A 22,609-nucleotide genomic window follows, 5' to 3' on the forward strand; every position below is an offset into this window, starting at 1 on the left:
GCAGCGTGCTTGCCGTTTGGTGAATTGACGCCGCGCACGCGTTCGCTAGGGTGGCCGTCGGAGAGAAAACAGGCATTCAAATGACAACGAATTCGACACCAGTATCGGGCCGCCACTACCTTGCCATTCCGGGCCCCTCGGTGATGCCCGATGCGGTTTTGCAAGCTATGCACCGTGCCGCGCCGAATATCTACGACGGTGAATTGATCGACATGATGCCGGGCCTGACGGCGGATCTGCGCCGCGTTGCCCGAACTGAACACCATGTGGCGATCTACATCGCCAATGGCCATGGCGTGTGGGAGGCGGCTCTGGCCAATACGATCGCACCGGGTGAGCGGGTTCTGGTGCCCGCTACCGGGCGGTTTGCGCACGGCTGGGCGCTGACCGCGCAAGGGTTGGGAATCGAGACGCAGATCCTGGATTTCGGCAAGTCCAGCCCATGGGACATGGACCAGATCGCCGACGCTTTGCGGGCCGACACAGGGCATCTGATCAAGGCCGTTCTGGCGGTGCATGTGGATACCTCTACCTCGATCCGCAACAACGTGCCTGCATTGCGCGCGCTGCTGGACGAGTTGAACCACCCCGCACTGTTGATGGCCGATTGCATCGCGTCGATGGGCTGTGACCGGTTCGAGATGGATGCTTGGGGCGTGGACGTGGCGGTCACCGGTAGCCAGAAGGGGCTGATGGTGCCGCCTGGTACAGCCTTTGTGTTCTTCAACGACAAGGCGGCGGCCAAGCGGGCGTCGATGCCTCGGGTGTCGGGCTATTGGGATTGGACGCCGCGCGCGCACCCGGACGAGTTCTATCAGTATTTCAACGGCACAGCGCCGACCCATCACCTCTATGGCTTGCGTCAGGCCCTGGACATGATTCATCGCGAAGGAATGGAAAATGTCTGGTCCCGGCACGAGGTTCTGGCCCGCGCCATTTGGGCCGCCTGTGAGGTCTGGGCTGAAGGTTGTGCAGTGACGATGAATGTGAGCGACCCCGAGTTCCGCTCATACGCCGTGACGTCTTTACGCCTGGATCAGGGACGCGGTACCGCGTTGCGCAATTGGGTAGAGGGCAACCTGGGGCTGACCCTGGGGATTGGTTTGGGCATGGCAGAGCCCGATGATCCAAAGCGAGATGATTTCTTTCGCTTGGGGCATATGGGACATTTGAACGGCCACATGGTCATGGGGATGCTGGGCGGTGTCGAAGCAGGCTTGGCTGCGCTGGATGTTCCACGTGGCAAAGGTGCGCTGGAAGCGGCGGCAGCTGTCATCGGACACGGGTAAGGTCCGGACCTTGAACGGTTCGGGGGAGCTCCCGCCCGTCGGTCGAGCATCAAAGATGCCCGCCTTCCGTTGGGCCGGGCCGCCGCGCTTTGCGCGGCGGCGGGTGCTGCGCCGCCCCCTGCAAGACAAGAGTTGTAAGGTCAGCGATGTGCGGTACCGCGCCGAGCCGATAGGCGAGGCGCCCGGCCCAAGGCCGTTCGCTGAGCTGACGCAGTCAGGTTGGCGCGGGCGCGGGAGTACCCCGCCCATGGCTTCAACTTGCCCGTCGCCCAAGCCGGGCGATGCCTGCATTCAACAGCGCGGCCAGGATTAACGCAACGCCAAAGCCAAAGAACGCCCAAATCGCACAGAGGATCCACATCAGGTTCACGCCCAACATGGTCAACGCGGCAGTGGTGTAGTCGGGCGCGCGGCCCGGCGGCTTGTCTTGCACGATACTCTCCTCTGGCTGATATCATAGCGCAGAGGTGGGATTTGTCAGGTCACGCGCCCGTGTCCGCGCGGCCCCGTGCAACCTCCAGCGCGCCGGGCAGCGCCGCGGCGAAGGCATCAAGATCCCGCGTAGGGCCGCAACTGATGCGAATGCAGCGGTTTTGCGGCGCGGCAAAGGGCATGCGCACAAACAGCCCCTTGGCGATCAACGCATCCAGCACGGCCTTGGCAAATACCCCATCTTGACCACAGTCGATTGCGACGAAATTGGTGGCCGATGCCAAGCTGCAGAGGCCATTTTCCCCGGCGATCTGGGCAATGCGACCGCGGGCGGTGCTGATTTCAGACTGCACATGAGTCAACCAATTGCGATCTCGCAAAGCGGCCAATGCTCCGGCCTGCGCGGCTCGGTTCATCCCGAAATGGTTGCGGACCTTGTTGAAGGCCGAGATCAGTTCAGACGCGCCAAGGGCATAGCCCACTCGGGCGCCAGCCATGCCGTAGGCCTTGGAAAACGTACGCATCCGGATCAGGCGGGGGTCATCCACAGCCACAGGCGCGGCTGTCCCCTCGGGCGCGCATTCCACATAGGCTTCGTCCAACACCAGCAGGCAGCCCCGGGGCAAGGCCTCCATCGCGGCGACAATGTCAGCGCCCGCGTGCCACGTGCCCATCGGGTTGTCGGGATTGGCGAGATAGACCAGCTTGGCGTCCACTTCGGCGGCCTTGGCAAAAAGGGATGCAGGATCTTCGTGGTCATCGACATACGGCACTTTGTGGAGCACACCGCCAAAGCCTGCCACATGGTAGTTGAAGGTGGGATAAGCGCCTTCGGAGGTCACCACTGCGTCGCCGGGGCCAACAAAGAGCCGCACCAGATACCCCAAAAGCCCGTCGATGCCTTCGCCGACAACGATGTTCTCGTGCGAAATGCCGTGATGTGCGGCCAAAGCGTGGCGCAGATCGTGATTTTCTGGATCGCCGTACATCCAGATGTCGGCGTCGGCCTTCTGCATCGCTTCGATTGCGCGGGGAGAGGGGCCAAAGACGTTCTCGTTCGCCCCGAGGCGTGCGTCGAAGGGCGCGCCGCGCTGGCGTTCCTGTGTCTCGGGTCCGACAAAAGGCACGGTGGCAGGCAGGGATTGGGCGAGGGGGGTGAAACGAAACTGTGTCATGCTTCGCAGATAACCGCAGCGCGCGGGCTCTCGCAAGCCTCGCGCGTCAGGCTGCATCAGAAGAAGATCAGATAGATGATCCCGGCATAGATACCGTATTGGATCGCGTAATAGACTGTCTTGTTCCACGCCTTGATGCGCTTGCCAAAGGCGCGCACCTTATAGATCCAGGCAAAGGCCTTGTTCACGGCACCGACCTTGTCACCGGGTACGTTTTTGGTGGCCGAGGCGGACATGACGATGTTGGAAAACGCGGTATTGATCCAGTTGATCGGTGCAAAGGTCACAGGGCGCTTGATGTCCAGAAACAGCACGATGCGGTTGGCATCGGTCGTGTTTTCCGCGTGGTGGATATAGGTCTCATCAAACATCACCACTTCGCCATCGCGCCACGAGTAGTTCTCGCCGTCCACATTGATATAGCACCCATCGTCGTTGGGTGTGGTCAGACCCATGTGATAGCGCAGCGAACCGGCAAAGGGGTCGCGGTGCCGAACCAGCGTGGCGCCGGGCGGCAGGCTGGCGAACATCGCGCCTTTGATCGAGGGGATCTGTTCCACCATCTGCGTCGTCACCGGGCAGGTTTCCTTGGCAGACCCCAGCGAGGAGCCGTACCATTTCAGATAGAACCGGGTCCAACCTGTCTTGAAGAATGAGTTGAAGCCGATGTCGTCCAGATCATCGGACGCCTTGATCGCCCCGGCGCTGTTGAGCTGCACCGCTTCGTCGCGAATGGTTTCCCAATTGTCCTGCAGCGGCTTTAGCTCGGGGAACAGGGCCGGGTCGACGTAAGGCGTCGTCGGCACCTTGGAAAAAGCGTAGAACAGGCAGTTCAACGGCGCAAAGAGGTTGGCGTGATCGGTGATCCGGCGGCGGATCAGTTCGTGACGCAGTTTCCCACGGGTCTGCACGTAAATCGAACACAGCACAAAAATGGCCAGAATGGCGAACCCCATGGAAAACCCCTCCCAGGAAAACTTATCGTTTAACTCTGATTTGATCGCATATGCAGATGCGCAGTCCAGCGCGCAAGAGGGACGTGTTCACTTTTTACACATTTAGACATTCGTCTTGGCGGGCTGTTGCCGATGGAATGGCTCTCGAAAAAGTCCTGAACGAACAATCGGCCCAGACAACGGGTTGCGTTGGTCGACCTTAGGTTGCAGGTTTCTTTCAGTTTGGCAAAGGGACAGGGCGGTTATGCGTATTCTTTTGATTTTGGTTTTGGCGGGGCTTGGGTACTTGTTGTTTTGGCCCGTTCCGGTCGAGCCCGTTGCCTATGAACCGCCCAAGGATCGTGGCTTTGTTGCCGAGTTTGCCGAGAACGCAGCACTGAATACTGCCGAGATCGTGGCGCTGCCGGACGGTGAAATCGGCCCTGAGGACCTGGCCGTGATGCCCGACGGGCGCGTTTTCACCACAAGCCTGTCCGGTGTTTTGTACCAGATCGACGGGGCCGAGCCGGTTGAAGTCGATCGCTTGGGCGGGCGTCCCCTTGGCCTCAAGGCAGGGCCGGATGGCGCGCTCCATATCGCCGACAGCTTTCGTGGCGTTATGCGCTGGACCGGGCCGGGCAGTTTGGAAAGCGTCGTGTCCGAAATTGACGGAGAGCCCGTGATCTATGCCAACCAGCTGGATGTGGCCAGGGACGGGACGATCTATTTCTCGAACTCCTCGGACCGGTTTGATCCGGAAACCATGGGGGGAACCAAGCCGACTTCGGTTCTGACCATTTGGGAACAATCCGACACCGGCTATGTCGCCCGCGCGACCCCGGACGGAGCGGTGGAAAAGATTGCAACCGGGTTTGTCTATACCAATGGCGTGGCCCTGTCGCCGGACGAGGATTTCCTGCTGATCAATGAAACAGGGCGCGCACGGGTGCATCGGTTGTGGTTGACTGGGACAAAGGCGGGCGAGCGCGAGGTGTTTTTGGACAATCTGCCGGGCTATCCCGACAACCTTGAGCGTCAGGAGGACGGCACATTTTGGCTGGCTTTCGCAAGCCCCCGCGTACCGGCTGAAGTTCTGATGCCCTATCCATTCCTGCGCAAGGTGATCTGGCGCCTTGGCTCAGCAGTGCGGCCTGCTCCGATCGAACGCGGCATGGTCATTCAGTTTGATGCGGACGGCACCATCCTGCGCACATTGCAAGATCCCGATGGGCGGTTGGGTATCACCACTGGCGCGCGGGTTGTCAGGGATCAGTTCTACGTCATGACGCTCGATTCGCCTGGGTTCGGTCGGATGCCCTTGGCCGACATGCCCTGAGGTTCCCCGACGTTTCGGTGGCGTGGGCGCGCCGTTCGCGGCAGACTGCGCCCACCAGTGATTGAGGAGGGGCCAGCCATGGCACGTGTATCGGTTGAATATCAGGACAACATTGCCCGGGTGACCCTGACACGGGGCGACAAGATGAACGCGCTCGACAAGGCGATGATCGAGGCCATCGTGTCTGCCGGGCAAGAGGTTGCGGCTTCGGACGCCCGTGCCGTGGTTCTGTCGGGCGAGGGCAAGTCGTTCTGTGCCGGGTTGGATATGGCAAGCTTTGGCGCATTGGCGGCAGGCGGAGACAACAACTGGATCATGGAACGCACGCATGAGGACGCGAACCTGTTCCAAGAGGTCGCGCTGGTCTGGCGCCGGGTCAAGGTGCCCGTCATCGCGGCGATCCAGGGCGCCGCATATGGCGGTGGCCTGCAACTGGCGCTTGGAGCTGATATTCGAATTGCCGCGCCAGCTGCGAAATTCTCGGTCATGGAAATGAAGTGGGGACTGATCCCGGACATGGGGGGCATGGTTCTGTTGCCCCATCTGATGCGATCGGATGCACTGCGCCAGATGACGTATACGGCGCGTCCGGTGGACGCCAATCAGGCCTTGACCTGGGGTTTGGTGACCTCGATTTCCGAAGACCCGCTGACCGAAGCGCTGGCGCTGGCCGAGGAGATCGCAGGCAAGAGCCCAAGCGCTATTCGGGCCGCGAAACGTCTGATCGACATCGCCGAAAGCCATGGCCGCCAGGATGTTCTTCTGGCCGAGAGTGCGGAGCAGGGCAAACTGATCGGTGGCGCCGAACAGATGGAAGTGATCGCCGCAAACCTGCAGGGGCGTGCGCCGATTTTCAAATAAGCATCAGAGACTGGGGGGCGGGGGGTGCTCCCGCGCCCGAGCAGACCTGACTGCGTCAGCCCCGCTAGCGGCCTTGGGCCAGGCGCCGCGCTTTGCGCGGCGCCTGGCCCGCCTGCAGCTGGTCGCTTGGAAAAAATTCCATTTTTTAGTGTTTTAGGTGGCAATGGAGCGCCGCCTTCCGCGCGAAGCGCGGCCCGGCCCAACGGGAGGAAATGCCCCGGCAGGGGCGTTGACGACGGGCGGGAGCGCTCTGGTTTTGGGAACAGTACCGGGATCAGCGCATGAAGCTGCGGCGGGCGTCCTGGGCCATGTGGTAACGCATTTCAAGATCGGCCAGACGCGCCATGGCGGCCTTGCGTTTCTCTGGATCCGTCAACGTAGGGTATTCAGCACGGGCGGCATCGAGTTCTTTCTTGATCTTGAACTCTTCGGGTAGGACCCCGGCCTGGGCCATGATCCTGTGCGCGGTGTTCATTGCCGCGTCTCCGCCTGCTTCGGAAGACCGATCGGGCAGAGGCTTACCCGCGCCTGGCAGGTTGTCAAGCTGCCCCTCGGCTTGCGCCTTTTGGATCTGGCGTTCTATCAGGTTTCGAAAACTCTTCATGCGATTCATATAGCCGCTTACTGATTGATCCAAAATGCGTCACGTCGCCTTGTGGGACAGCATGTAGATCACCCCACCAACCAACAGCCCCCAGACCGCGGCGCCAAGTCCAAAGACAGTGATGCCCGAGGCGGTGATGGCAAAGGTCACAATAGCGGCCTCGCGCTCTTGGGTCACGGCCAAGGCGGCGTGGGTGGCGTTAGCCAGAACCCCCATCAGCGCGACCCCTGTGAGGGTGGCCATGAGGAGCGGGTCAGCGTTAACGGCAAAGCCGGTGATCACAGCCGCAAAGATGCCCAGAATACAATAGAACACGCCCGCCATAGCGGCGGACCAGTACCGCAGGGCCAGGTCAGGGTGGCTGTCTTCGTTCGAACACATGGCCTGGGTGATTGCGGCGAGACAGGTGGCCGGGGCACCGAATGGAGCAGTCAGGACGCTGGCCAGACCAACAGAAGCAAACAGCGGGCGCGGTTTGGGAGTGTAACCAAAGCTGCGCATCACCGCTATGCCGGGGATGTTTTGGGTTGCCATGGTCACGATGAACAACGGAAATCCGATGCTGATGACCGAAGCCAGAGAGAAGGTCGGTGTGATCCAGAGCGGTGTGCTCAGAACCTGGTCGGGGACCAGGCTGGCGTCTCCGGCATTCAGGACAACGATGACGGCGGCTGCGATGACAGCGGCGGGGACGGCGAAAAGGCGGTTGAACCGCCCCGCAATGAACCAGGTCAGGATGACGGGCAGGGCCTGCTCTGGAAGCGCAACTGCGGCTTGGAAAGGCGCAATGCACAAGGGCAGCAGAACACCAGCCAGCATGGCCTGGGCCAGCGTGGTTGGGATGGCCGAGGCCAACCGCGCCAAAGGTCGCCACAGTCCTGCCAGCACCGTCAGGGCGCCGGCGCAGAGGAAGGCGCCTGCCGCCTCTGCAAAGCCGCCGGCGGGCAGCACCGACGCCGCAAGGAGCGCCACACCTGGCGTGGACCAGGCCACACTGATCGGCTGGCGGTAGAGCAGGCTGAGAACGATGGCCGTTACCCCCATCGCAAGCGCCGCGCTCATCAGGCCGGAGGCCGCCTGTGGCGCCGTGGCCCCCATTGCGTTGAGGCCCTGCAACACGATGGGGAAGGAACTGAAGAAGCCCACGACTGCCACGACAAGGCCGGTTGAGATGGTTTGCAACGGTGGAAAGGGACGCGTCATTCGAGGCCTCGTGCTCAATTGGGCTGAGCTAACAATCAGCGCGCTGAGAAGGCAATCAAAAACCCCGCCGTGGCGTGCGCGGCGGGGTTTGGAATTTGAGTATTTGAAAAAAGGTGAAGATCAGGCCAGTTCTTGCAGGCGGGCCAGGGCCTGCTTGATCTTGCCTTCTTCCTCTTCCCGCGCAGCGAGGTTCGCGCGGGTTTCTTCGACCACCTCTTCGGGTGCGGATTCTGCAAATTTCGGGTTTTTAAGACGCCCGCGCAGACCGCCAAGTTCTTTGGTCAGCTTGCCCAGAGTTTTCTCAAGCCGCGCGATTTCAGAACCCACATCGATGATGTCCGCCAGCGGCAGGCCAAAGGTGCCGCCCGCAACCGGGATGGTTACGGTGCCTTTGGGGAACTCATCCACGGCCGTCAGGCTTTCGATCCGGGCCAGGCGCTGGATCAGGACGTGGTTGTTGTCCCAGGCCTCTTGCCCCTTGTCATCCAGGCTCGACACCAGCAGCGCGACCTTGAGGCCTGCGGGCACATGGGTTTGCGCACGCGCGGAACGCACCGTGTCGATCAGGCCGATGACCCAGTTCATCTCGCGGTCTGCCTCGGCGTCGACCAGATCAGCCGCCGTGTAGGTCGGCCAATCGGCATGGATCAGCATCTTGGCGCGTTGATCGGCGTGGCCCCAGAGCTCTTCGGTGATGAAGGGCATGATCGGGTGCAGCAGGATCAACGACTGATCCAGCACCCACCGCAGCGTCGCCTGCGTTTCGGCCTTGGCCGCCGCATCGTCGCCCTGCAGGATCGGTTTCGAGAATTCCAGATACCAGTCACAGACCTTGCCCCAGACAAAGCCATAGAGCGCAGAAGCCGCATCGTTGAACCGGTAGCTGTCAAGTGCCGCGTCAACCTCTTCGCGGACCTTGGCGGTCTCGCCGATGATCCATTTGTTCAGGGTCTGGGTTGCCTCGGGGCGGACGCTTTCACCGGCGTAGGGGATCTCGTAATGTTCGGCAAAGCTGAAGGCGTTCCACAGCTTGGTGCCAAAGTTGCGATAGCCGGTGATGCGGTCGCGGCTGAGTTTCAGCACGCCGCCAATCGCCGCCATCGAGGCGTTGGTGAACCGCAGGGCGTCGGCGCCGAATTCGTCCACGATCTCGAGCGGGTCAATGACGTTGCCGGTGGTTTTCGACATCTTCTTGCCCTTCTCGTCGCGGACGAGCTGGTGCAGATAGACGGTGTGGAACGGGATCTGATCGACCACGGCCAGCTGCATCATCATCATGCGCGCCACCCAGAAGAACAGGATGTCAAAGCCGGTGATCAGAACGTCCGTGGGGAAATAGCGCTGCATTTCCTCGGTGTCCGCAGGCCAGCCGAGCGTGCCGATGGGCCAGAGGCCGGAGGAGAACCAGGTGTCGAGGACGTCGGGATCACGCCAAACCGGGTAGACCAGTTTGGTCGGGTCCTGATCAACCGCATATTGGGCAAGGCTCTCGGCGAACTGATGGATCGCCTCATGCTTGTCGGCGACCTCGATGACGGTCGCGTGGCTCAGCGGGCTGGGGATGTTTGCATTGTCATCGAGGAATTTTTCGATGGCGTCCTCAAAGCTCGCGGCACACTCCATGACATTGCCGCGGTGCAACATGCCACCTTCGTTCAGCAGGCGACCAAGTTCGACCAGATCAAGCTGACCGTCGTTTTCGTCGTCTTTGAAGTTCTCGGCCGACAGGTCAAGGCCATACCAAACCGGAATCTGATGCCCCCACCACAGCTGGCGCGAGATGCACCAGGGTTCGATGTTTTCCAGCCAGTGGTAGTATGTCTTCTCACCCGATTCAGGGATGATCTTGACCGTGCCGTCCTTGACCGCATCCAGCGCAGGGCCGACGACCTTTTCGGCGTCCACGAACCACTGGTCGGTGAACATCGGCTCGATCACAACTTTGGACCGGTCGCCAAAAGGCTGCATGATCGGTTTGGCCTCGACCAGTGGGACGGCTGTGACCTCGGGGGCCTCTTCGCCCTTTTTCAGCTTGGGCTTGGGGCCAAGGCGCGCATCGTCCGAGGTGGTCATGACGGCCAAACCGTCGGCGGTGATCTCTTCGACAACCTTGGCGCGCGCCTCGAACCGATCCAGGCCGCGCAGGTGGTCGGGGATCAGGTTGATCGCGTCGATTTCATTCTCGGTGAATGCTTTGCCGCGCGCGTATTCCTGGGCTTTGCCGGCCTCTTCGGCATAGGGCGCGCCATCGGCCCGCATGGCACCTTTGGTGTCCATCAGGCGGTACATCGGGATGCCGCCGCGTTTGGCCACCATGTTGTCGTTGAAGTCATGCGCGCCGGTGATCTTGACCGCGCCCGAACCGAAATCGGGATCGGGATAATCATCGGTGATGATCGGGATCTGGCGGCGGTGCTCTTTTGGCCCCACGGGGATTTCACAGAGCTTGCCAACGATGGGCGCATAACGCTCGTCCGAGGGGTGCACGGCAACCGCGCCGTCGCCCAGCATGGTTTCGGGGCGCGTGGTGGCGATCGAGATGTAGTCGCGCTCCTCTTCGAGGATCACGTTCCCGTCTTCGTCTTTCTCGATGTAGGTGTAGGTGACGCCATCCGCGAGCGGGTATTTGAAGTGCCACATGTGGCCCGCAACCTCGATGTTCTCGACCTCAAGGTCCGAAATGGCGGTTTCAAAGTGCGGGTCCCAGTTCACCAGGCGCTTGCCGCGGTAGATAAGCCCCTTGTTGTACATCTCGACGAACACCTTGATGACGGCGTCGTGGAAATTGGGGGAGTTTTCGTGGCCCGTGCGCGGATCCCCGGCAGCGCCAGCCATGGTGAAGGCGTTGCGCGACCAATCACAGGTGGAGCCCAGGCGCTTGAGCTGCTCGACGATGGTGCCGCCGTACTCGCCTTTCCACTCCCAGACTTTCTCCAGGAATTTCTCGCGGCCAAGCTCGTTACGCGAGGGCTGCTGCGTGGCGGCCAGCATCTTTTCCACCTGCATCTGGGTGGCGATGCCGGCGTGGTCCTGCCCGGGCTGCCAGAGCGTGTCGAAGCCGCGCATCCGGTGCCAGCGGATCAGGATGTCTTGGAGCGTGTTGTTGAAGGCATGGCCCACATGCAGCGCGCCAGTGACGTTGGGCGGCGGGATCATGATGGTGAAGCTTTCGTCACGCGATTTGTTCGCGCCTGCCTTGAAGCAACCGGCCTCTTCCCAGGCCTTGTAGAGGCGGCTTTCGGCCTCGGCTGCGTTGAATGTCTTTTCCATCGCCATCTGATGTGTCCTGCGTCATCGAATTCGGGGTCAGCGCCTGCAATAGCGAATGGGGGCGGTAAGGGGAAGGGTTTGTCGATGGGAACCGTGCGAGACGTCCGGTTTGTGTCATGGTGACCGGTGGGCTCCCGCCCGTCGATCAGGCACCACAGATGCCTTCCTCCCGTTGGGCCGGGCCTCGCTGCGCTCGGCGGTTGGCGAAAGTGGTGAAACAGATGTCTAAGACGGAACCGCGCCGAGCCGCAGGCGAGGCGCCCGGCCCAAGCCCGCCAACGGTGCCGACGAAGTCGGGATTGTGCGGGCGCGGGAGCGCCCCAGCAGCACAAGGGAGATCGTCGACCAGAGCACGCGTCAGGCCCGCGCAAACCTCTCATGAAAATAGGCCTCGACCCTGTGATACGCCGGGTCATGAAAATGCAGCGTCAGCAGGGAATGGTCATTGCCGGGGAATTCGACCGTTTGCAGGTCTTCCCCAAAGGCGCTCTCCAGGGCGCGCATCAGGCGGGCAGGGGCCACCCGGTCGCCGGTGTACCGCATGGCAAGCCCGGGGCCTTTGCTTTTCATCCCAGTACGCGCCTCGGTGATGTCAGCCTCGCTCATGTGCAACGTATCGCCGCCAAAAAGCGGCAAGGCAGGCTGGCTGGCCACGCCGCCCAGAACTGCCTCATCCGCCATCAGTGCAAGTGCGAAACTGCCTGTCAGGCACATACCGATCACGCCAACACCCAAGGCGTCCTCTTCGGATCGGATGTGGCGGCACAAGGCGCGCATCCAGGTCGAAATCGGGCTTTGTCGGCCTTTCAGGAACACGTTGAATTCGCGTCGGATGCAGAGCATGCGCAGGGCGTTGCGCGTCATTGTCACCTTGCCGAATGTGCCAAAGAGGTGTGGCAGGTAGACGCGAAACCCTGAATCCGTCAGGCGATCGACCAGATCCAGCGTTTCCGGGCCGATGCCGGGCAACTCCTGCAGCAACAGGATCGGGGGGCCGTCGCCCCGGACATGCACGGTATGCGTGGCCTCGCGACCGGTGCTCAGCGCAGCGGTGAAATCAAAGGTTCGATCGGGTTCCCACGAGGACATATCCGCGACATAGCGCAGTACACATGCCAAATCCACGTATCGCGCAAAAACGCAGTGTTTTCGGCCCAAAAGGGCCGAAATCCTGCAGTTCTGCTGCTTTTTTGATCGCTTTGGGCTCTATTCGGACCGAGCGGCCGCGATTTCCGTGTTCTGGAGCGGTTCGCGCGCACCGGGGCGGATCACCTCTGGATCATAGGGCGTGCGCTCAAAGACCTCGCGCACCATGGGCGCAAAAAACTCCAGCGGCAGATCCTTGTATTCGGGATCGAACGAGGCCTGGTCCCAACGTTCGCAGAACACTTCGTTGTCTTCGAAATAGGGGTGACCGCGATGACGCTCGCGCTTGTTCTGATCGAACCCTTCCAGGTGATGACCATAGTAGAGCATCTGGAAATCGCCATGGGTTTGCACGACCCAGGAACATTGCTCGCGCACAAAGGGCTTCAAAATCGTCGCGGCGTATTCGTCGTGGTTGTAGGGCGCATAGATGTCGCCGATGTCATGCAGCAGGGCCGAAACGATCCAGTCGATGTCGGCCCCATCGCGATAGGCGCGGGTGGCCGATTGCACCGAATGTCCCAGACGGGTGATCTGATAGCCCGACAGGCTTTCGTCCAGATCGACCAGCGCCTGCAACAGCCGGTCGGCGGTGTGTTTGGTGTGGTCGATCTCGTGGGCGGTCAGGAACTCATACTCTTCCTTGGTGCCGTCCTTCATTTGGGTAAAACTGACTTTGTCCACAGCCGGTCCTTCCTAGTCGTTTGCGGCCGTGAGGCCCTGATACAGAGAAACATCCTTTTTCAGGCCCTCGGCAAGCGCTTTTGTCTGCTCTGTTTGAATTTCGTGGTGCAGGGCCAAGGCTTCTGTCGCGAACAGGCCAGTTGGTGTCGGTACGTGGACAAACGCGCCCGAGGTGTCGGTGCCGCGCGCCATCATGGCATAATCCCGATCGGCCACCTCTTGTCGCGCATTCGGGTTGATGTAACGGATGGCAAAGCCGATCCGGCGGTCGTCCGAAATATTGGGGCCGGACCCGTGGAATGTCAGACCATGGTGCAGCGAGATCTGGCCGGGTTGCAGTTCGATGTGGGTCTTGTCTTCGTCGCGCACATCCACTGCAATCTCTTGTCCGCGCGACAGCAGGTTGGTTTCTGAAAACGTGTCGTTGTGCGGCATGATCGGGTTCTTGTGGCTGCCTTTAACAAAATCCATGCAGCCGCTGTCGATGGTCGCGGGCGACAGCGCGACCCAGGCCGTGACCTGATCCGAGGTCTCGCCCAAGCCCCAATAGGTCAGATCCTGGTGCATGCCCACCACATGTTTTGTGTGGGGTTCCTTGATGAAGAACTCGGCCGACCAGATCATCAGGTCGGGGCCCAGAATGCCCTGTACCGCGTTCAGGATGCGGGGATCACGTGCCAGCTTGGCCGCCAGCGGCATGACCATATGCGCGTGGTTGCGTTTGTAGGTCATCAGGGGTTTGGGCAGATCGGTCGCCAGCCAGTCACGTTCGATCTGTTCCAATCCTGCGCGCGTTTCCGCAGCTTCTTCGGGGGACATGATCTGGATCGGGAAAAGGAAACCATCTGACCAATACCTATTCCTTTGGTCGGCGGTCAGATGGCCGTGGTCCAGCGAGAGAGGCTGAGGCATGGGAGCTCCTGCAGTTGCGCGTGTGTTGGCTCACGCTAGGCGAGAGGGCGAGATTCTCAGAACGCGAAGTCTTGCAGCTGAGGCTAAGTTTTGCTTAGCCTATATCTCATGGCGTCCCGCATCCCGTCCCTCAATTGGCTGCGCGTGTTCGAAGCAGCCGCACGCACCGAAAGTTTCGCGCGGGCGGCGCAGCAGTTGAACATGTCCGCAGCCGCCGTCAGCCAGCAGGTCAAGGCGCTGGAGACGCAATTGGGCGCGCGGCTTTTTGTGCGTCACCCCCATTCGGTGACGTTGACCGAGGCAGGGCGGGGCTATCTGCCATCAGTGCAGCAATCGCTGTTGATGCTTGAGACGGCGACCACGGGCCTGTTTGGGGAAAGCCGTCAGCAGCGGGTGTTTGTGCAGTCCAACATGCTCTTTGCGCATGGGTTTCTGGCTGCGGGGATCCCCTTGTTCAACGAAAAGCACCCTGACGTGCGGGCGATGCTGGGCACCAGCAATCAGGCCAGTGAAACCGCCAGTCAGTTCACCGATCTGCACATCGTTTTTGGAAATCCCAGCCTTTTCGGTGCAGCGCATGACCCGTTGTTGCAAGAACGCCTTTATCCAATGGCGCGGCCCGAGTTGGCAGAACGGATCACAGCGCCCCAGGATTTGTTGAAACACGTACTGATCGAAGTTGCCTCGCACAGGGCGGGATGGCCTTATGTGTTTGAGGCGTTGAAACTGTCGCAAGCCAATGCGCGATACACCTTTGTCGACAACACGATCATGGCTGCGACGATGGCTGCAGCAGGAGGCGGGATCTGCCTGGCCCGTGCACCTGCGAGTGACATCATCGCATCCATGAGCGGGCTTGTGCCCTGTTTGCCGGGTTTCGAAGTTCCAGGGCAGGAGGGCTATCATCTGGTTTATGCGGATGAAGCTTCGCTGCGCCCGGCTGCACGCGTGTTTCGGAACTGGCTCTTGGCTTATCTGGCACAAACGTGAATCTGTCGTTCTCTCATCGCCTATGTGCGGAGAGGAAAGGGAGGCTCCCGCCTGTCGTACGTGCATCAAAGATGCCCTCCTCCCGTTGGGCCGGGCGCCGCGCTGCGCGCGGCGGCCGCCACAGTGGCGCACATTTGCCAATCGGGAGTGTGAGTGCGAGCCAACTCTAACGCCCGCCGCGGTCGAGTTTAGTCGACAGGTGGATCAGGCTTTCGGAAGAGCGCACCCCGCGCGCCTCGCCGATCCGGTCTAGTGTTTCGTCCAGCTCAGCCGTGGTCGCGGCACTGACCTGCACCAAGAGGTCAAACCGACCGGATGTAGTGTGCACCACCTCCACCCCGGCAAGGCTGCGCAAGCGGCCTATGACTGCGGGTCCGGTGCGCGGCTCGATCGAGACCAGCACCGTGGCCTGCAGCGGCGGGCGCGCCGCCGCGCTGAGCCGCAGGGTGTATCCCGCGATGACGCCTGCGTTTTCCAGCCGCTCGATACGGGCCTGCACGGTTGTGCGGGCCAGATCCAATTTACGCGCCAGTTCCGTCACCGGGGTGCGCGCATTGTCCCCCAAGAGCGACAGGAGCTTTGCATCGGTTTCATCAAATTGCATGGCTGCCTCGGCAGAATGACGAATCTTTCTTGCATATTAGTCAATACGCCCCGCGAAATCGACGTCTTCTCGCCGCATCCTAAGAAAAAAGCAGTGAGGCACCGATGCAGCATCTCTCGACCCCTTGGGCCACCCCGGAGACCCACCTGAGCCGAATTCGCCCGGATCATCCGGTGATGTATCTGTCGCCTGCGGTGCTGCAAGCGACGGCGCGGCGGTTCCAGCAGGGATTTGACGGGTTGGTCACCTATGCGGTTAAGGCCAACGACCGCGCCGAGGTGCTGGCCAATCTGGTCGCGGCGGGTGTGACCACCTTCGACGTGGCTTCTCCGGTTGAGATGCAGGCGGTGCGCGCGGCCCTGCCAGATGCGGTTTTACACTACAACAACCCCGTGCGGTCCGAGGTCGAGATTGCTGCCGGCATTGCGCATCAGGTGGCAAGCTGGTCGGTGGATGATGCCGGAGAACTGGACAAACTGGCAGATGTGCCGAAATCCCGCGAAATCTCGGTGCGCTTTGCCTTGCCGGTTGAGGGTGCGGCTTATGATTTTGGCGAGAAATTTGGTGCGACCAAGGATGAGGCCATAGCGCTGTTGCGGCGTGTTCAAGAGAATGGTTGGTCGTCGTCCTTGTGTTTTCACCCAGGCACGCAATGTGAGGACGCAAGCGCCTGGGCGCGCTACATCGAAGCCGCCGCCGAAATTGCGCAAGCGGCGGGTGTCACCTTGGCGCGTTTGAATGTGGGCGGTGGGTTTGCCGCGCATCGCAATGGGCAAGCCCCAGATCTGGAAGGCGTGTTCAAGACCATCCGCGAGACGGTAGATCGGGTGTTTGCGGACGCCGCGCCTGCGCTCATCTGCGAGCCGGGGCGCGCCATGGTGTCCGAGGCTTTTGTCTTGGCGACCCGGATCAAGGGCATGAAACAGGACGGGCACATCGTGTTTCTGAATGACGGCATCTATGGCGGTCTTGTCGATCTGCGAGACATGGGGCTGATGGACCGGGTGCGCGTCGTATCAGATGAGGGGACTGAACGCACAGGCCTGGGGACGGCGCGCATCGTGTTTGGCCCGACTTGCGACAGCCTGGATCGGTTGCCGGATGGGCTTATTCTGCCCGACGACACGCAGACAGGTGATTATCTGTTGATCGCTGGCATGGGTGCCTATTCTGTAGCCATGTCCACCGTGTTCAACGGCTATGGTCTGCGCGACGTCGCGACGGTGCTTTCCTTCTCTGGACAATGAGGCCTCACGGGCTATCGTCGCGTCCTGAGCCAGCAGGGAGCGCGCGATGGAAAAGTTCGGAAAAAGCCAGCCAGTCAAACGGGTCGAAGACGTCCGCTTTCTGACTGGTCAGGGGCAGTTCATGGAAGACGTGGCCCCGGACGGTGCGCTTTATGCCGCCTTCTTTCGCAGTTCAGTTGCGCACGGGATCATCACCTCGCTTGATCTGGACGACGCGCGCGAGATGGATGGCGTGCATATGATCGTGACGGTCGAGGATCTCGAGGCAGCGGGGATCAAGGTGGCGATGGATGGTACCACCCTGCAAAACCGCGACGGGTCCAAGGCGGCTGCCCCTGAACGCCCGATGTTGGCACGGGGGCGTGTGCGTTTCGTGGGTGAGCCGGTGGCCATGGTGGTGGCCGAGACGCCCGAACAGGCCCGCGACGCGATCGAAGCGATCTGGATGGACACCGAAGATCTGCCCGCCAAGACCGATCTGGCCCCGGGCGGAGCAGAGCTGCACCCCGAGGCGCCAGACAACCGCGCATTTGATTGGGGGTTGGGTGACGAAGAGGCGACGCAAGCGGCCTTTGACGCAGCGGCGCATGTCGTATCGTTGGATGTGCATGACAACCGGATCATCGCCAATTCGATGGAGCCGCGCGGATGTCACGCCGCGTGGGAAGGCGACCACCTTCATTTCTCATACGGTGGGCAGGGCGTTTGGGCCATGAAGGCACAGCTTGCCGACAAGCTGGGGATGGAGCCTGAGAACCTGCATGTCACCACCCCGGATGTTGGGGGTGGATTTGGCATGAAGGCGATGCCGTACCCCGAATACATTCCCGTTGCCCACGCCGCGCGCGTCTTGGGGTGCCCCGTGCGTTGGATGTCCGAGCGCACCGAGGCAATGCTGACCGACAACCATGGCCGCGACCTGACCTCACTGGCCGAACTGGCCTTTGACGCGGATCACAAGATCACCGCCTACCGCGTGCAGACGCGCTGCAATCTCGGCGCCTACAACAGTCATTTTGCGCAGGCCATTCAGACGAACCTGTTCAGTCGCGTGCTGATGGGGGTCTATGATGTGCAGACCACCTGGCTTCAGGTCGAAGGCATTTATACCAACACCACCCAAGTCGATGCCTATCGTGGCGCTGGGCGGCCCGAAGCGATCTATGTGCTGGAGCGGGTCATGGACCGTGCCGCGCGCGAATTGGGCGTCGACCCGTGGGAACTGCGACGCAAGAACTTCATCAAGCCCGAGGCGTTTCCCTACAAGACTGCAACGGGTGAGACCTATGACGTGGGCGAATTCGACATGATCCTGTCGCGTGCGGGGGAACAGGCCGGGGCGGCGGGCTTTGCGGCGCGCCGTGCGGCGGATGCCGAGCGCGGTCTGCTGCGGGGCCAGGGCCTGTGTTACTATATCGAAAGTATTTTGGGCGACCCTTCTGAGGGTGCGACGGTCGAATTCTGCGAAGATGGCTCGGTCAACCTTTATGTCGGGACGCAGTCGAACGGGCAGGGGCATGAAACGGTTTATGCTCAATTCCTGGCCGACCAGACCGGTATCCCGACGGACATGATCCGGGTCGTGCAGGGCGACAGTGACCGCATCGCACAAGGCGGGGGAACGGGCGGGTCCCGCTCCGTGACCACGCAGGCCAACGCCACCCTGGCGACGGTCGACGTGATCCTGGCCGCATTCACGCCCTATCTTGCCGATAAGATGGGGGTTCAGGAGAGCGACGTCATGTTCGACGACGAGACATTCCGCGCACCCGGGTCAAACCTGACCCCAACGCTGGTTGAGGCGGCTGAGATGGCGCGCGCGGACGGTCGGACCGACCTGCTGAAACACGAGGCCCGGGCGCAGCTGCCCGGGCGCAGCTATCCCAATGGCGCCCATGTTGTCGAAGTTGTGATCGATCCCGAGACCGGGGTGACGACCGTGGACCGTTACACGGTGGTTGATGATTTCGGTAACCTTATCAACCCGATGCTGGCCGAGGGGCAGGTGCATGGCGGGGTGGTTCAAGGGATCGGTCAGGCAGTCACCGAACATGTTGTGCATGATGCAGATGGACAACTGCTCACGGCAACGTTGATGGACTATGCCTTGCCCCGCGCCGCCGACGTGCCCATGATTGAGTTTACCTCGCAACCGGTTCCGTCGACGGCCAATCCCATGGGGATGAAGGGCTGCGGCGAGGCCGGTACGGTCGGGGCGCTGGCCGCTGTGGCAAACGCCGTGCAGGACGCGCTCTGGGATCGGGGGGTGCGTCAGGCGGACATGCCGTTCACACCCCTCAAAGTATGGGAAATGATCAAGGATGGTGCTGTCGCGGCTGAGTAAGAAACTTCTGGGTTGGCTTGGACGGCCACTGCGGTCCGAGCATTCTGCAGAAACACCGCATCGCGGACCGCGAACGCATGTGATCATTCTGGACGGCACCATGTCGACGCTGGAGCCCGGGCGTGAAACGCATGCCGGTCAGGTGTTTCGCTTGGCCTGTGAGATGGGCTCGCAAGTGTCGGTGTTCTACGAAGCTGGGGTGCAGTGGAAAAGCTGGCGTACGACGCTGGACGTTATGATGGGGCGCGGGATCAACCGGCAGATCCGCCGCGCCTATGGGTATCTGGCGTCGCGCTACAAGCCTGGTGATCGGATCTTTCTGATCGGCTATTCACGCGGCGCTTACGGCGTGCGCAGTCTGGCGGGTGTGATCGACATGGTCGGCCTGCTCAAGGCGGAACACGCCACCGTGCGCAACATCCGGCAGGCCTATCGTCACTATGAATGCAACCCCAGCGGACCGCACGCCGCAGCATTTGCGCGAGCCTATTGCCATGATGAAACGCCGATCGAAATGGTTGGGGTTTGGGATTCGGTCAAGGCGTTGGGCATGCGTTTGCCGCTCTTGTGGCGTTGGGCTGAAGCGCGCCATGCATTCCACAACCATCAGTTGGGCCCCAGCATTCAGCATGGCTATCACGCGCTGGCCCTGGATGAGACCCGGCAGGTGTTCACGCCGGTGCTGTGGCAATGCTCGCCGGGGTTCAAAGGCCATGTCGAGCAGGTCTGGTTCCGGGGCAGCCATGGGGACGTGGGGGGGCAGTTGGGCGAGTATGAAGAGGCGCGACCGCTGGCCAATGTGTCCCTGGTGTGGATGCTGGAGAAAGCCGAGAAGCACGGGTTTCCTCTGCCGCAGGATTGGCGCAGGCGTTTCCCTGCGGACCCGGATGCCCCTTCGGTGGGGACCTGGCGAGGTTGGGGCAAGATCTTTCTGCTGCGCGGTGCGCGTGCGGTTGGGCGCGACCGGTCAGAACGATTGCACGAGACTGTCAAACCAGAGGACGTGCCAGGTGCGGCCGATGCCCCGATGGCGCATCCGACCGTGTCACATTAGTTCAGGTTCGGTCCAACATCTGCCTCTTGCGGTGGCAGAAAATTTCAAATTTTCTGACCCAATTTCTTTGAAAGAAATTGGCGCCCGAGGCTTGGTGAGCCATTCAATACGATTGGTGTCGTCTGTCATACCAGTTTCATGACGATGCAAGTGGTCGAGCCCGTGGCATAAAGTTTGCCATCCTCGACGCCACGAATTTCGCCATGTGCGATCCCGGTCGAACGACCGACGTGATCGGCCAGACCAATGGCCTCGATCTGTGTTCCCAGCTTGATCGGACGGATGATATTCACCTTGTATTCCAAGGTCGTGTAGGTCGATCCGGCCGGCACTTTGGTCCAGACCGCACAAGCCATGCAGCTGTCGAGTAACGTGCCGTACCAGCCGCCATGAACGCCGCCGTGTGGGTTGGTCGCGCCCTCGTTGGGCGTGCCGCGAAAGATCACCTTACCTGCCTCGACACTATGGGGTGCAAAGCCCAAAGTGCGGGCGATTGGCGCGCCGGGGATGTCGCCATTCAACACGGCTTGCATCAGTTCCAGACCGGATTTGTCGGTGATGTCGAAAGTCTGGCTCATGGCGCCCCCCTTGTTTCTGCGCCGCCACGCTAGCAGGGGCGCAAAAGGCGACAAGCTTTACGCCACGTTCTGCAGGTCGGCCTTGGGTACGACCCCCAAGGCATGACATACATCACGCGTCAGTTCGGGACGGTTGAGCGTGTAAAAATGCAGCTTGTCGACCCCGCCCTCAATCAGGTCTGAACACAGCTCGGTGCAGATCGCGGTGGCCAGCAGGTCTTCGCGGTCATCACGCACAGCCTTGGCAAAAGCCTCTTCGACCCACTGCGGAATGGTCGTGCCACATCGGCGGGCAAAGTTGCGCGCGCCTTTCCAGTTCTCGATCGGCAGAATGCCGGGCGTGATCTGTTTTTCGATCCCGGCTTTTGCGCAGGCATCACGAAAGCGGAAAAAAGTTTCGGCCTCGAAAAAGAACTGCGTCAGGGCCTCATCCGCGCCCGCATCCAGTTTGCGCTTAAGCCAGTCGATGTCGGCCTGCGCATGCGCGGCCTCGGGGTGGATGTCGGGATAAGCGCCGACGCGAATGGTGAACTTGCCCGTGGCAGCGAGCGCCTCGATCAACGCAACCGAATTGGCAAACCCGTCGGGATGCGGCGTGAACTTGCCCTCGCCCTTGGGCGGATCGCCGCGCAGGGCGACGATATCGGTAACACCGGCCTCGGCAAACTGATCCGCGATGGCCAGGGTCTCCGCGCGGGTTGCATTCACGCAAGTCAGATGCGCCGCAACGTTCAAGCCAGAGGATTTGTGCAAGGTCGCAACCGCCTCGCGCGTCAGGTCGCGCGTTGTTCCGCCTGCGCCATAGGTGACAGAGACAAAACGGGGGTCCATTGGCGCCAGGGTTTGAACCGTGTCCCACAGGCGGAACGAAGCCTCGAGATTCTGGGGGGGGAAGAACTCAAAGGAAATGTCAGGCGCGGTCATTTTTGTCTCACTCATATCTCTCGGATTTCGGCTCTTGTCGCATGTGCAGCATTGTGAGACAATTTCATAATACTCAAGAACAACATGAGGATCATTTGGCGTGCATATCGAATTCCGTCATCTCAGGACGATCAAGGCCATTCACAATTGTGGCGGGCTGGCACGCGCTGCGGATCAATTGAACATCACCCAGTCTGCGCTCAGCCATCAGATCAAGGGGCTCGAGGATCAGGCCGGGGTCGAGCTTTTCATTCGGCGATCCAAGCCCATGAAGCTCTCGGCGGCAGGTCTGCGGTTGCTTCGTCTTGCGGAACAGGTTCTGCCCCAAGTCGAGGCTGCGCAGGCAGAGTTTTCATCGCTCAGGGATGGTAAGGCGGGGCGGATGCACATCGCGATCGAATGCCACGCCTGTTTCGAATGGCTGTTCCCAGTGTTGGAGCTGTTTCGCAAAAGCTGGCCGGATGTGGATGTGGACATTCGCCCGGGTCTGGCGTTCGACGCGCTGCCTGCGTTGCAGAAAGAAGAGGTCGATCTGGTGGTGTCATCTGACCCCGAGGATTTGCCGGGGGTCGAGTTCATCGAGCTGTTCGACTACGATGCGGTGTTTGTGGCCGCGGCCTCTCATGCCTTGTCAAAAAAGCCGTTTATCGAGGCCGAGGATTTCCGGGGGCAAACCTTGATCACCTACCCGGTCGAACGCACGCGGCTAGATGTGTTCAGTCAACTTTTGATCCCGGCCAAGGTGGAGCCGGCCATGATTCGGCAGGTTGAGTTGACGGCTGTAATCTTGCTCTTGGTGGCCTCGAACCGCGGGATTTCGGTTTTGCCCGATTGGGTGGTTCGAGAAGTGAAATACAGCTCGGATTACGTGACCCGCCCTTTGACGGAGAATGGCATTACACGACGGCTTTATGCAGCGGTTCGGTCTGAGGATCTGGAAAAGCCATTTGTGAAGAAACTGATCAATCTGGCCAGCGTCGAGGCAAAAAAGCTTCAATCGCAATAAGAGAGGTGGCGCGGG

General features: G+C 61.0%; 20 protein-coding genes. 8 read left to right on the forward strand and 12 right to left on the reverse strand.

Features of this window, described 5'->3' with window-relative positions; all coding sequences use genetic code 11:
- The first annotated feature begins 80 nt into the window (after window positions 1-80).
- Window positions 81-1,289 carry a pyridoxal-phosphate-dependent aminotransferase family protein gene (locus TRL7639_RS14580; protein WP_085796599.1) on the forward strand — a complete coding sequence of 403 codons (1,209 nt, stop codon included), beginning with the start codon at window positions 81-83 and terminating at the stop codon, window positions 1,287-1,289.
- A 253-nt stretch (window positions 1,290-1,542) separates the two neighbouring features.
- On the opposite strand, the gene TRL7639_RS14585 is transcribed toward TRL7639_RS14580, so the two are convergent.
- From TRL7639_RS14585 to TRL7639_RS14595, 3 genes are read right to left on the reverse strand one after another with little or no spacing between them, the layout of a single operon-like run.
- Window positions 1,543-1,722 carry a hypothetical protein gene (locus TRL7639_RS14585; RefSeq protein WP_085796600.1) on the reverse strand — a complete coding sequence of 60 codons (180 nt, stop codon included), beginning with the start codon at window positions 1,720-1,722 and terminating at the stop codon, window positions 1,543-1,545.
- 49 nt (window positions 1,723-1,771) lie between these two features.
- Window positions 1,772-2,896, reverse strand: a complete 1,125-nt coding sequence (locus tag TRL7639_RS14590) for a pyridoxal phosphate-dependent aminotransferase (protein ID WP_085796601.1) — start codon at window positions 2,894-2,896, stop codon at window positions 1,772-1,774.
- A gap of 56 nt (window positions 2,897-2,952) precedes the next feature.
- Window positions 2,953-3,852, reverse strand: a complete 900-nt coding sequence (locus TRL7639_RS14595; RefSeq protein ID WP_085796602.1) for an aspartyl/asparaginyl beta-hydroxylase domain-containing protein — start codon at window positions 3,850-3,852, stop codon at window positions 2,953-2,955.
- Window positions 3,853-4,096: 244 nt separating this feature from the next.
- Between TRL7639_RS14595 and TRL7639_RS14600 the strand changes: the two genes are divergently transcribed.
- On the forward strand, window positions 4,097-5,167 hold the full coding sequence (locus TRL7639_RS14600) for an SMP-30/gluconolactonase/LRE family protein (protein ID WP_085796603.1): 1,071 nt from the start codon (window positions 4,097-4,099) through the stop codon (window positions 5,165-5,167).
- Between the two features lie 78 nt (window positions 5,168-5,245).
- Entirely contained in the window at window positions 5,246-6,028 is a 783-nt protein-coding gene (locus TRL7639_RS14605; RefSeq protein ID WP_085796604.1) for a crotonase/enoyl-CoA hydratase family protein, read from the forward strand.
- 274 nt (window positions 6,029-6,302) lie between these two features.
- Here TRL7639_RS14605 and TRL7639_RS14610 read toward each other — a convergent pair whose 3' ends face one another.
- The 6 genes from TRL7639_RS14610 to TRL7639_RS14635 form a co-directional block, all read right to left on the reverse strand.
- Window positions 6,303-6,632, reverse strand: coding sequence for a DnaJ family domain-containing protein (locus TRL7639_RS14610; RefSeq protein WP_085796912.1), 330 nt, complete (start codon window positions 6,630-6,632; stop codon window positions 6,303-6,305).
- Window positions 6,633-6,671: 39 nt separating this feature from the next.
- Entirely contained in the window at window positions 6,672-7,835 is a 1,164-nt protein-coding gene (locus tag TRL7639_RS14615; RefSeq protein WP_085796605.1) for a benzoate/H(+) symporter BenE family transporter, read from the reverse strand.
- A 120-nt stretch (window positions 7,836-7,955) separates the two neighbouring features.
- The gene (locus tag TRL7639_RS14620) at window positions 7,956-11,111 is read right to left on the reverse strand and encodes a valine--tRNA ligase (RefSeq protein ID WP_085796606.1); all 3,156 of its coding nucleotides are present in this window, start codon (window positions 11,109-11,111) and stop codon (window positions 7,956-7,958) included.
- 351 nt (window positions 11,112-11,462) lie between these two features.
- Entirely contained in the window at window positions 11,463-12,230 is a 768-nt protein-coding gene (locus TRL7639_RS14625; protein ID WP_133057660.1) for a dienelactone hydrolase family protein, read from the reverse strand.
- 81 nt (window positions 12,231-12,311) lie between these two features.
- Complete coding sequence (locus TRL7639_RS14630) at window positions 12,312-12,911, reverse strand: HD domain-containing protein (RefSeq protein WP_085796608.1); 600 nt, start codon at window positions 12,909-12,911, stop codon at window positions 12,312-12,314.
- 36 nt (window positions 12,912-12,947) lie between these two features.
- Window positions 12,948-13,847, reverse strand: coding sequence for a phytanoyl-CoA dioxygenase family protein (locus tag TRL7639_RS14635; protein WP_085796609.1), 900 nt, complete (start codon window positions 13,845-13,847; stop codon window positions 12,948-12,950).
- A gap of 108 nt (window positions 13,848-13,955) precedes the next feature.
- On the opposite strand from TRL7639_RS14635, the gene TRL7639_RS14640 reads away from it, so the two are divergent.
- Window positions 13,956-14,837, forward strand: a complete 882-nt coding sequence (locus tag TRL7639_RS14640; protein WP_085796610.1) for a LysR family transcriptional regulator — start codon at window positions 13,956-13,958, stop codon at window positions 14,835-14,837.
- Window positions 14,838-15,003: 166 nt separating this feature from the next.
- Here the strand turns inward: TRL7639_RS14640 and TRL7639_RS14645 are convergent, their stop codons facing one another.
- Window positions 15,004-15,441: an Lrp/AsnC family transcriptional regulator gene (locus tag TRL7639_RS14645; RefSeq protein WP_085796611.1), complete on the reverse strand. Its 438-nt coding sequence runs from the start codon at window positions 15,439-15,441 to the stop codon at window positions 15,004-15,006.
- 104 nt (window positions 15,442-15,545) lie between these two features.
- On the opposite strand from TRL7639_RS14645, the gene TRL7639_RS14650 reads away from it, so the two are divergent.
- From TRL7639_RS14650 to TRL7639_RS14660, 3 genes are read left to right on the forward strand one after another with little or no spacing between them, the layout of a single operon-like run.
- Window positions 15,546-16,688 (forward strand): type III PLP-dependent enzyme, encoded by a 1,143-nt coding sequence (locus TRL7639_RS14650; protein WP_085796612.1) that lies wholly within the window; start codon window positions 15,546-15,548, stop codon window positions 16,686-16,688.
- 46 nt (window positions 16,689-16,734) lie between these two features.
- Complete coding sequence (locus TRL7639_RS14655; RefSeq protein WP_085796613.1) at window positions 16,735-19,032, forward strand: xanthine dehydrogenase family protein molybdopterin-binding subunit; 2,298 nt, start codon at window positions 16,735-16,737, stop codon at window positions 19,030-19,032.
- Window positions 19,010-20,086 (forward strand): T6SS phospholipase effector Tle1-like catalytic domain-containing protein, encoded by a 1,077-nt coding sequence (locus tag TRL7639_RS14660; protein ID WP_085796614.1) that lies wholly within the window; start codon window positions 19,010-19,012, stop codon window positions 20,084-20,086. The genes TRL7639_RS14655 and TRL7639_RS14660 overlap by 23 nt, the downstream gene beginning before the upstream one ends.
- A gap of 125 nt (window positions 20,087-20,211) precedes the next feature.
- Here TRL7639_RS14660 and TRL7639_RS14665 read toward each other — a convergent pair whose 3' ends face one another.
- Both TRL7639_RS14665 and metF read right to left on the reverse strand, forming a co-directional pair.
- The gene (locus tag TRL7639_RS14665) at window positions 20,212-20,664 is read right to left on the reverse strand and encodes a PaaI family thioesterase (protein ID WP_085796615.1); all 453 of its coding nucleotides are present in this window, start codon (window positions 20,662-20,664) and stop codon (window positions 20,212-20,214) included.
- A 57-nt stretch (window positions 20,665-20,721) separates the two neighbouring features.
- Entirely contained in the window at window positions 20,722-21,588 is an 867-nt protein-coding gene (gene metF / locus TRL7639_RS14670; protein WP_085796616.1) for a methylenetetrahydrofolate reductase [NAD(P)H], read from the reverse strand.
- Between the two features lie 100 nt (window positions 21,589-21,688).
- On the opposite strand from metF, the gene TRL7639_RS14675 reads away from it, so the two are divergent.
- Window positions 21,689-22,594 carry a LysR family transcriptional regulator gene (locus TRL7639_RS14675; protein WP_085796617.1) on the forward strand — a complete coding sequence of 302 codons (906 nt, stop codon included), beginning with the start codon at window positions 21,689-21,691 and terminating at the stop codon, window positions 22,592-22,594.
- The last annotated feature ends 15 nt before the right edge of the window (window positions 22,595-22,609 follow it).

The sequence above is a fragment of the Falsiruegeria litorea R37 genome (genome assembly GCF_900172225.1).
Classification (GTDB): domain Bacteria; phylum Pseudomonadota; class Alphaproteobacteria; order Rhodobacterales; family Rhodobacteraceae; genus Falsiruegeria; species Falsiruegeria litorea.

Bases quoted from the DNA above. Each gene is read 5' to 3' on its own strand.
- TRL7639_RS14580 (WP_085796599.1), top strand. From the start codon at position 81: ATGACAACGAATTCGACACCAGTATCGGGCCGCCACTACCTTGCCATT.
- TRL7639_RS14590 (WP_085796601.1), bottom strand. From the start codon at position 2,896: ATGACACAGTTTCGTTTCACCCCCCTCGCCCAATCCCTGCCTGCCACC.
- TRL7639_RS14595 (WP_085796602.1), bottom strand. From the start codon at position 3,852: ATGGGGTTCGCCATTCTGGCCATTTTTGTGCTGTGTTCGATTTACGTG.
- TRL7639_RS14600 (WP_085796603.1), top strand. From the start codon at position 4,097: ATGCGTATTCTTTTGATTTTGGTTTTGGCGGGGCTTGGGTACTTGTTG.
- TRL7639_RS14605 (WP_085796604.1), top strand. From the start codon at position 5,246: ATGGCACGTGTATCGGTTGAATATCAGGACAACATTGCCCGGGTGACC.
- TRL7639_RS14610 (WP_085796912.1), bottom strand. From the start codon at position 6,632: ATGAAGAGTTTTCGAAACCTGATAGAACGCCAGATCCAAAAGGCGCAA.
- TRL7639_RS14615 (WP_085796605.1), bottom strand. From the start codon at position 7,835: ATGACGCGTCCCTTTCCACCGTTGCAAACCATCTCAACCGGCCTTGTC.
- TRL7639_RS14620 (WP_085796606.1), bottom strand. From the start codon at position 11,111: ATGGCGATGGAAAAGACATTCAACGCAGCCGAGGCCGAAAGCCGCCTC.
- TRL7639_RS14630 (WP_085796608.1), bottom strand. From the start codon at position 12,911: ATGAAGGACGGCACCAAGGAAGAGTATGAGTTCCTGACCGCCCACGAG.
- TRL7639_RS14635 (WP_085796609.1), bottom strand. From the start codon at position 13,847: ATGCCTCAGCCTCTCTCGCTGGACCACGGCCATCTGACCGCCGACCAA.
- TRL7639_RS14640 (WP_085796610.1), top strand. From the start codon at position 13,956: ATGGCGTCCCGCATCCCGTCCCTCAATTGGCTGCGCGTGTTCGAAGCA.
- TRL7639_RS14645 (WP_085796611.1), bottom strand. From the start codon at position 15,441: ATGCAATTTGATGAAACCGATGCAAAGCTCCTGTCGCTCTTGGGGGAC.
- TRL7639_RS14650 (WP_085796612.1), top strand. From the start codon at position 15,546: ATGCAGCATCTCTCGACCCCTTGGGCCACCCCGGAGACCCACCTGAGC.
- TRL7639_RS14655 (WP_085796613.1), top strand. From the start codon at position 16,735: ATGGAAAAGTTCGGAAAAAGCCAGCCAGTCAAACGGGTCGAAGACGTC.
- TRL7639_RS14660 (WP_085796614.1), top strand. From the start codon at position 19,010: ATGGTGCTGTCGCGGCTGAGTAAGAAACTTCTGGGTTGGCTTGGACGG.
- TRL7639_RS14665 (WP_085796615.1), bottom strand. From the start codon at position 20,664: ATGAGCCAGACTTTCGACATCACCGACAAATCCGGTCTGGAACTGATG.
- metF (WP_085796616.1), bottom strand. From the start codon at position 21,588: ATGACCGCGCCTGACATTTCCTTTGAGTTCTTCCCCCCCCAGAATCTC.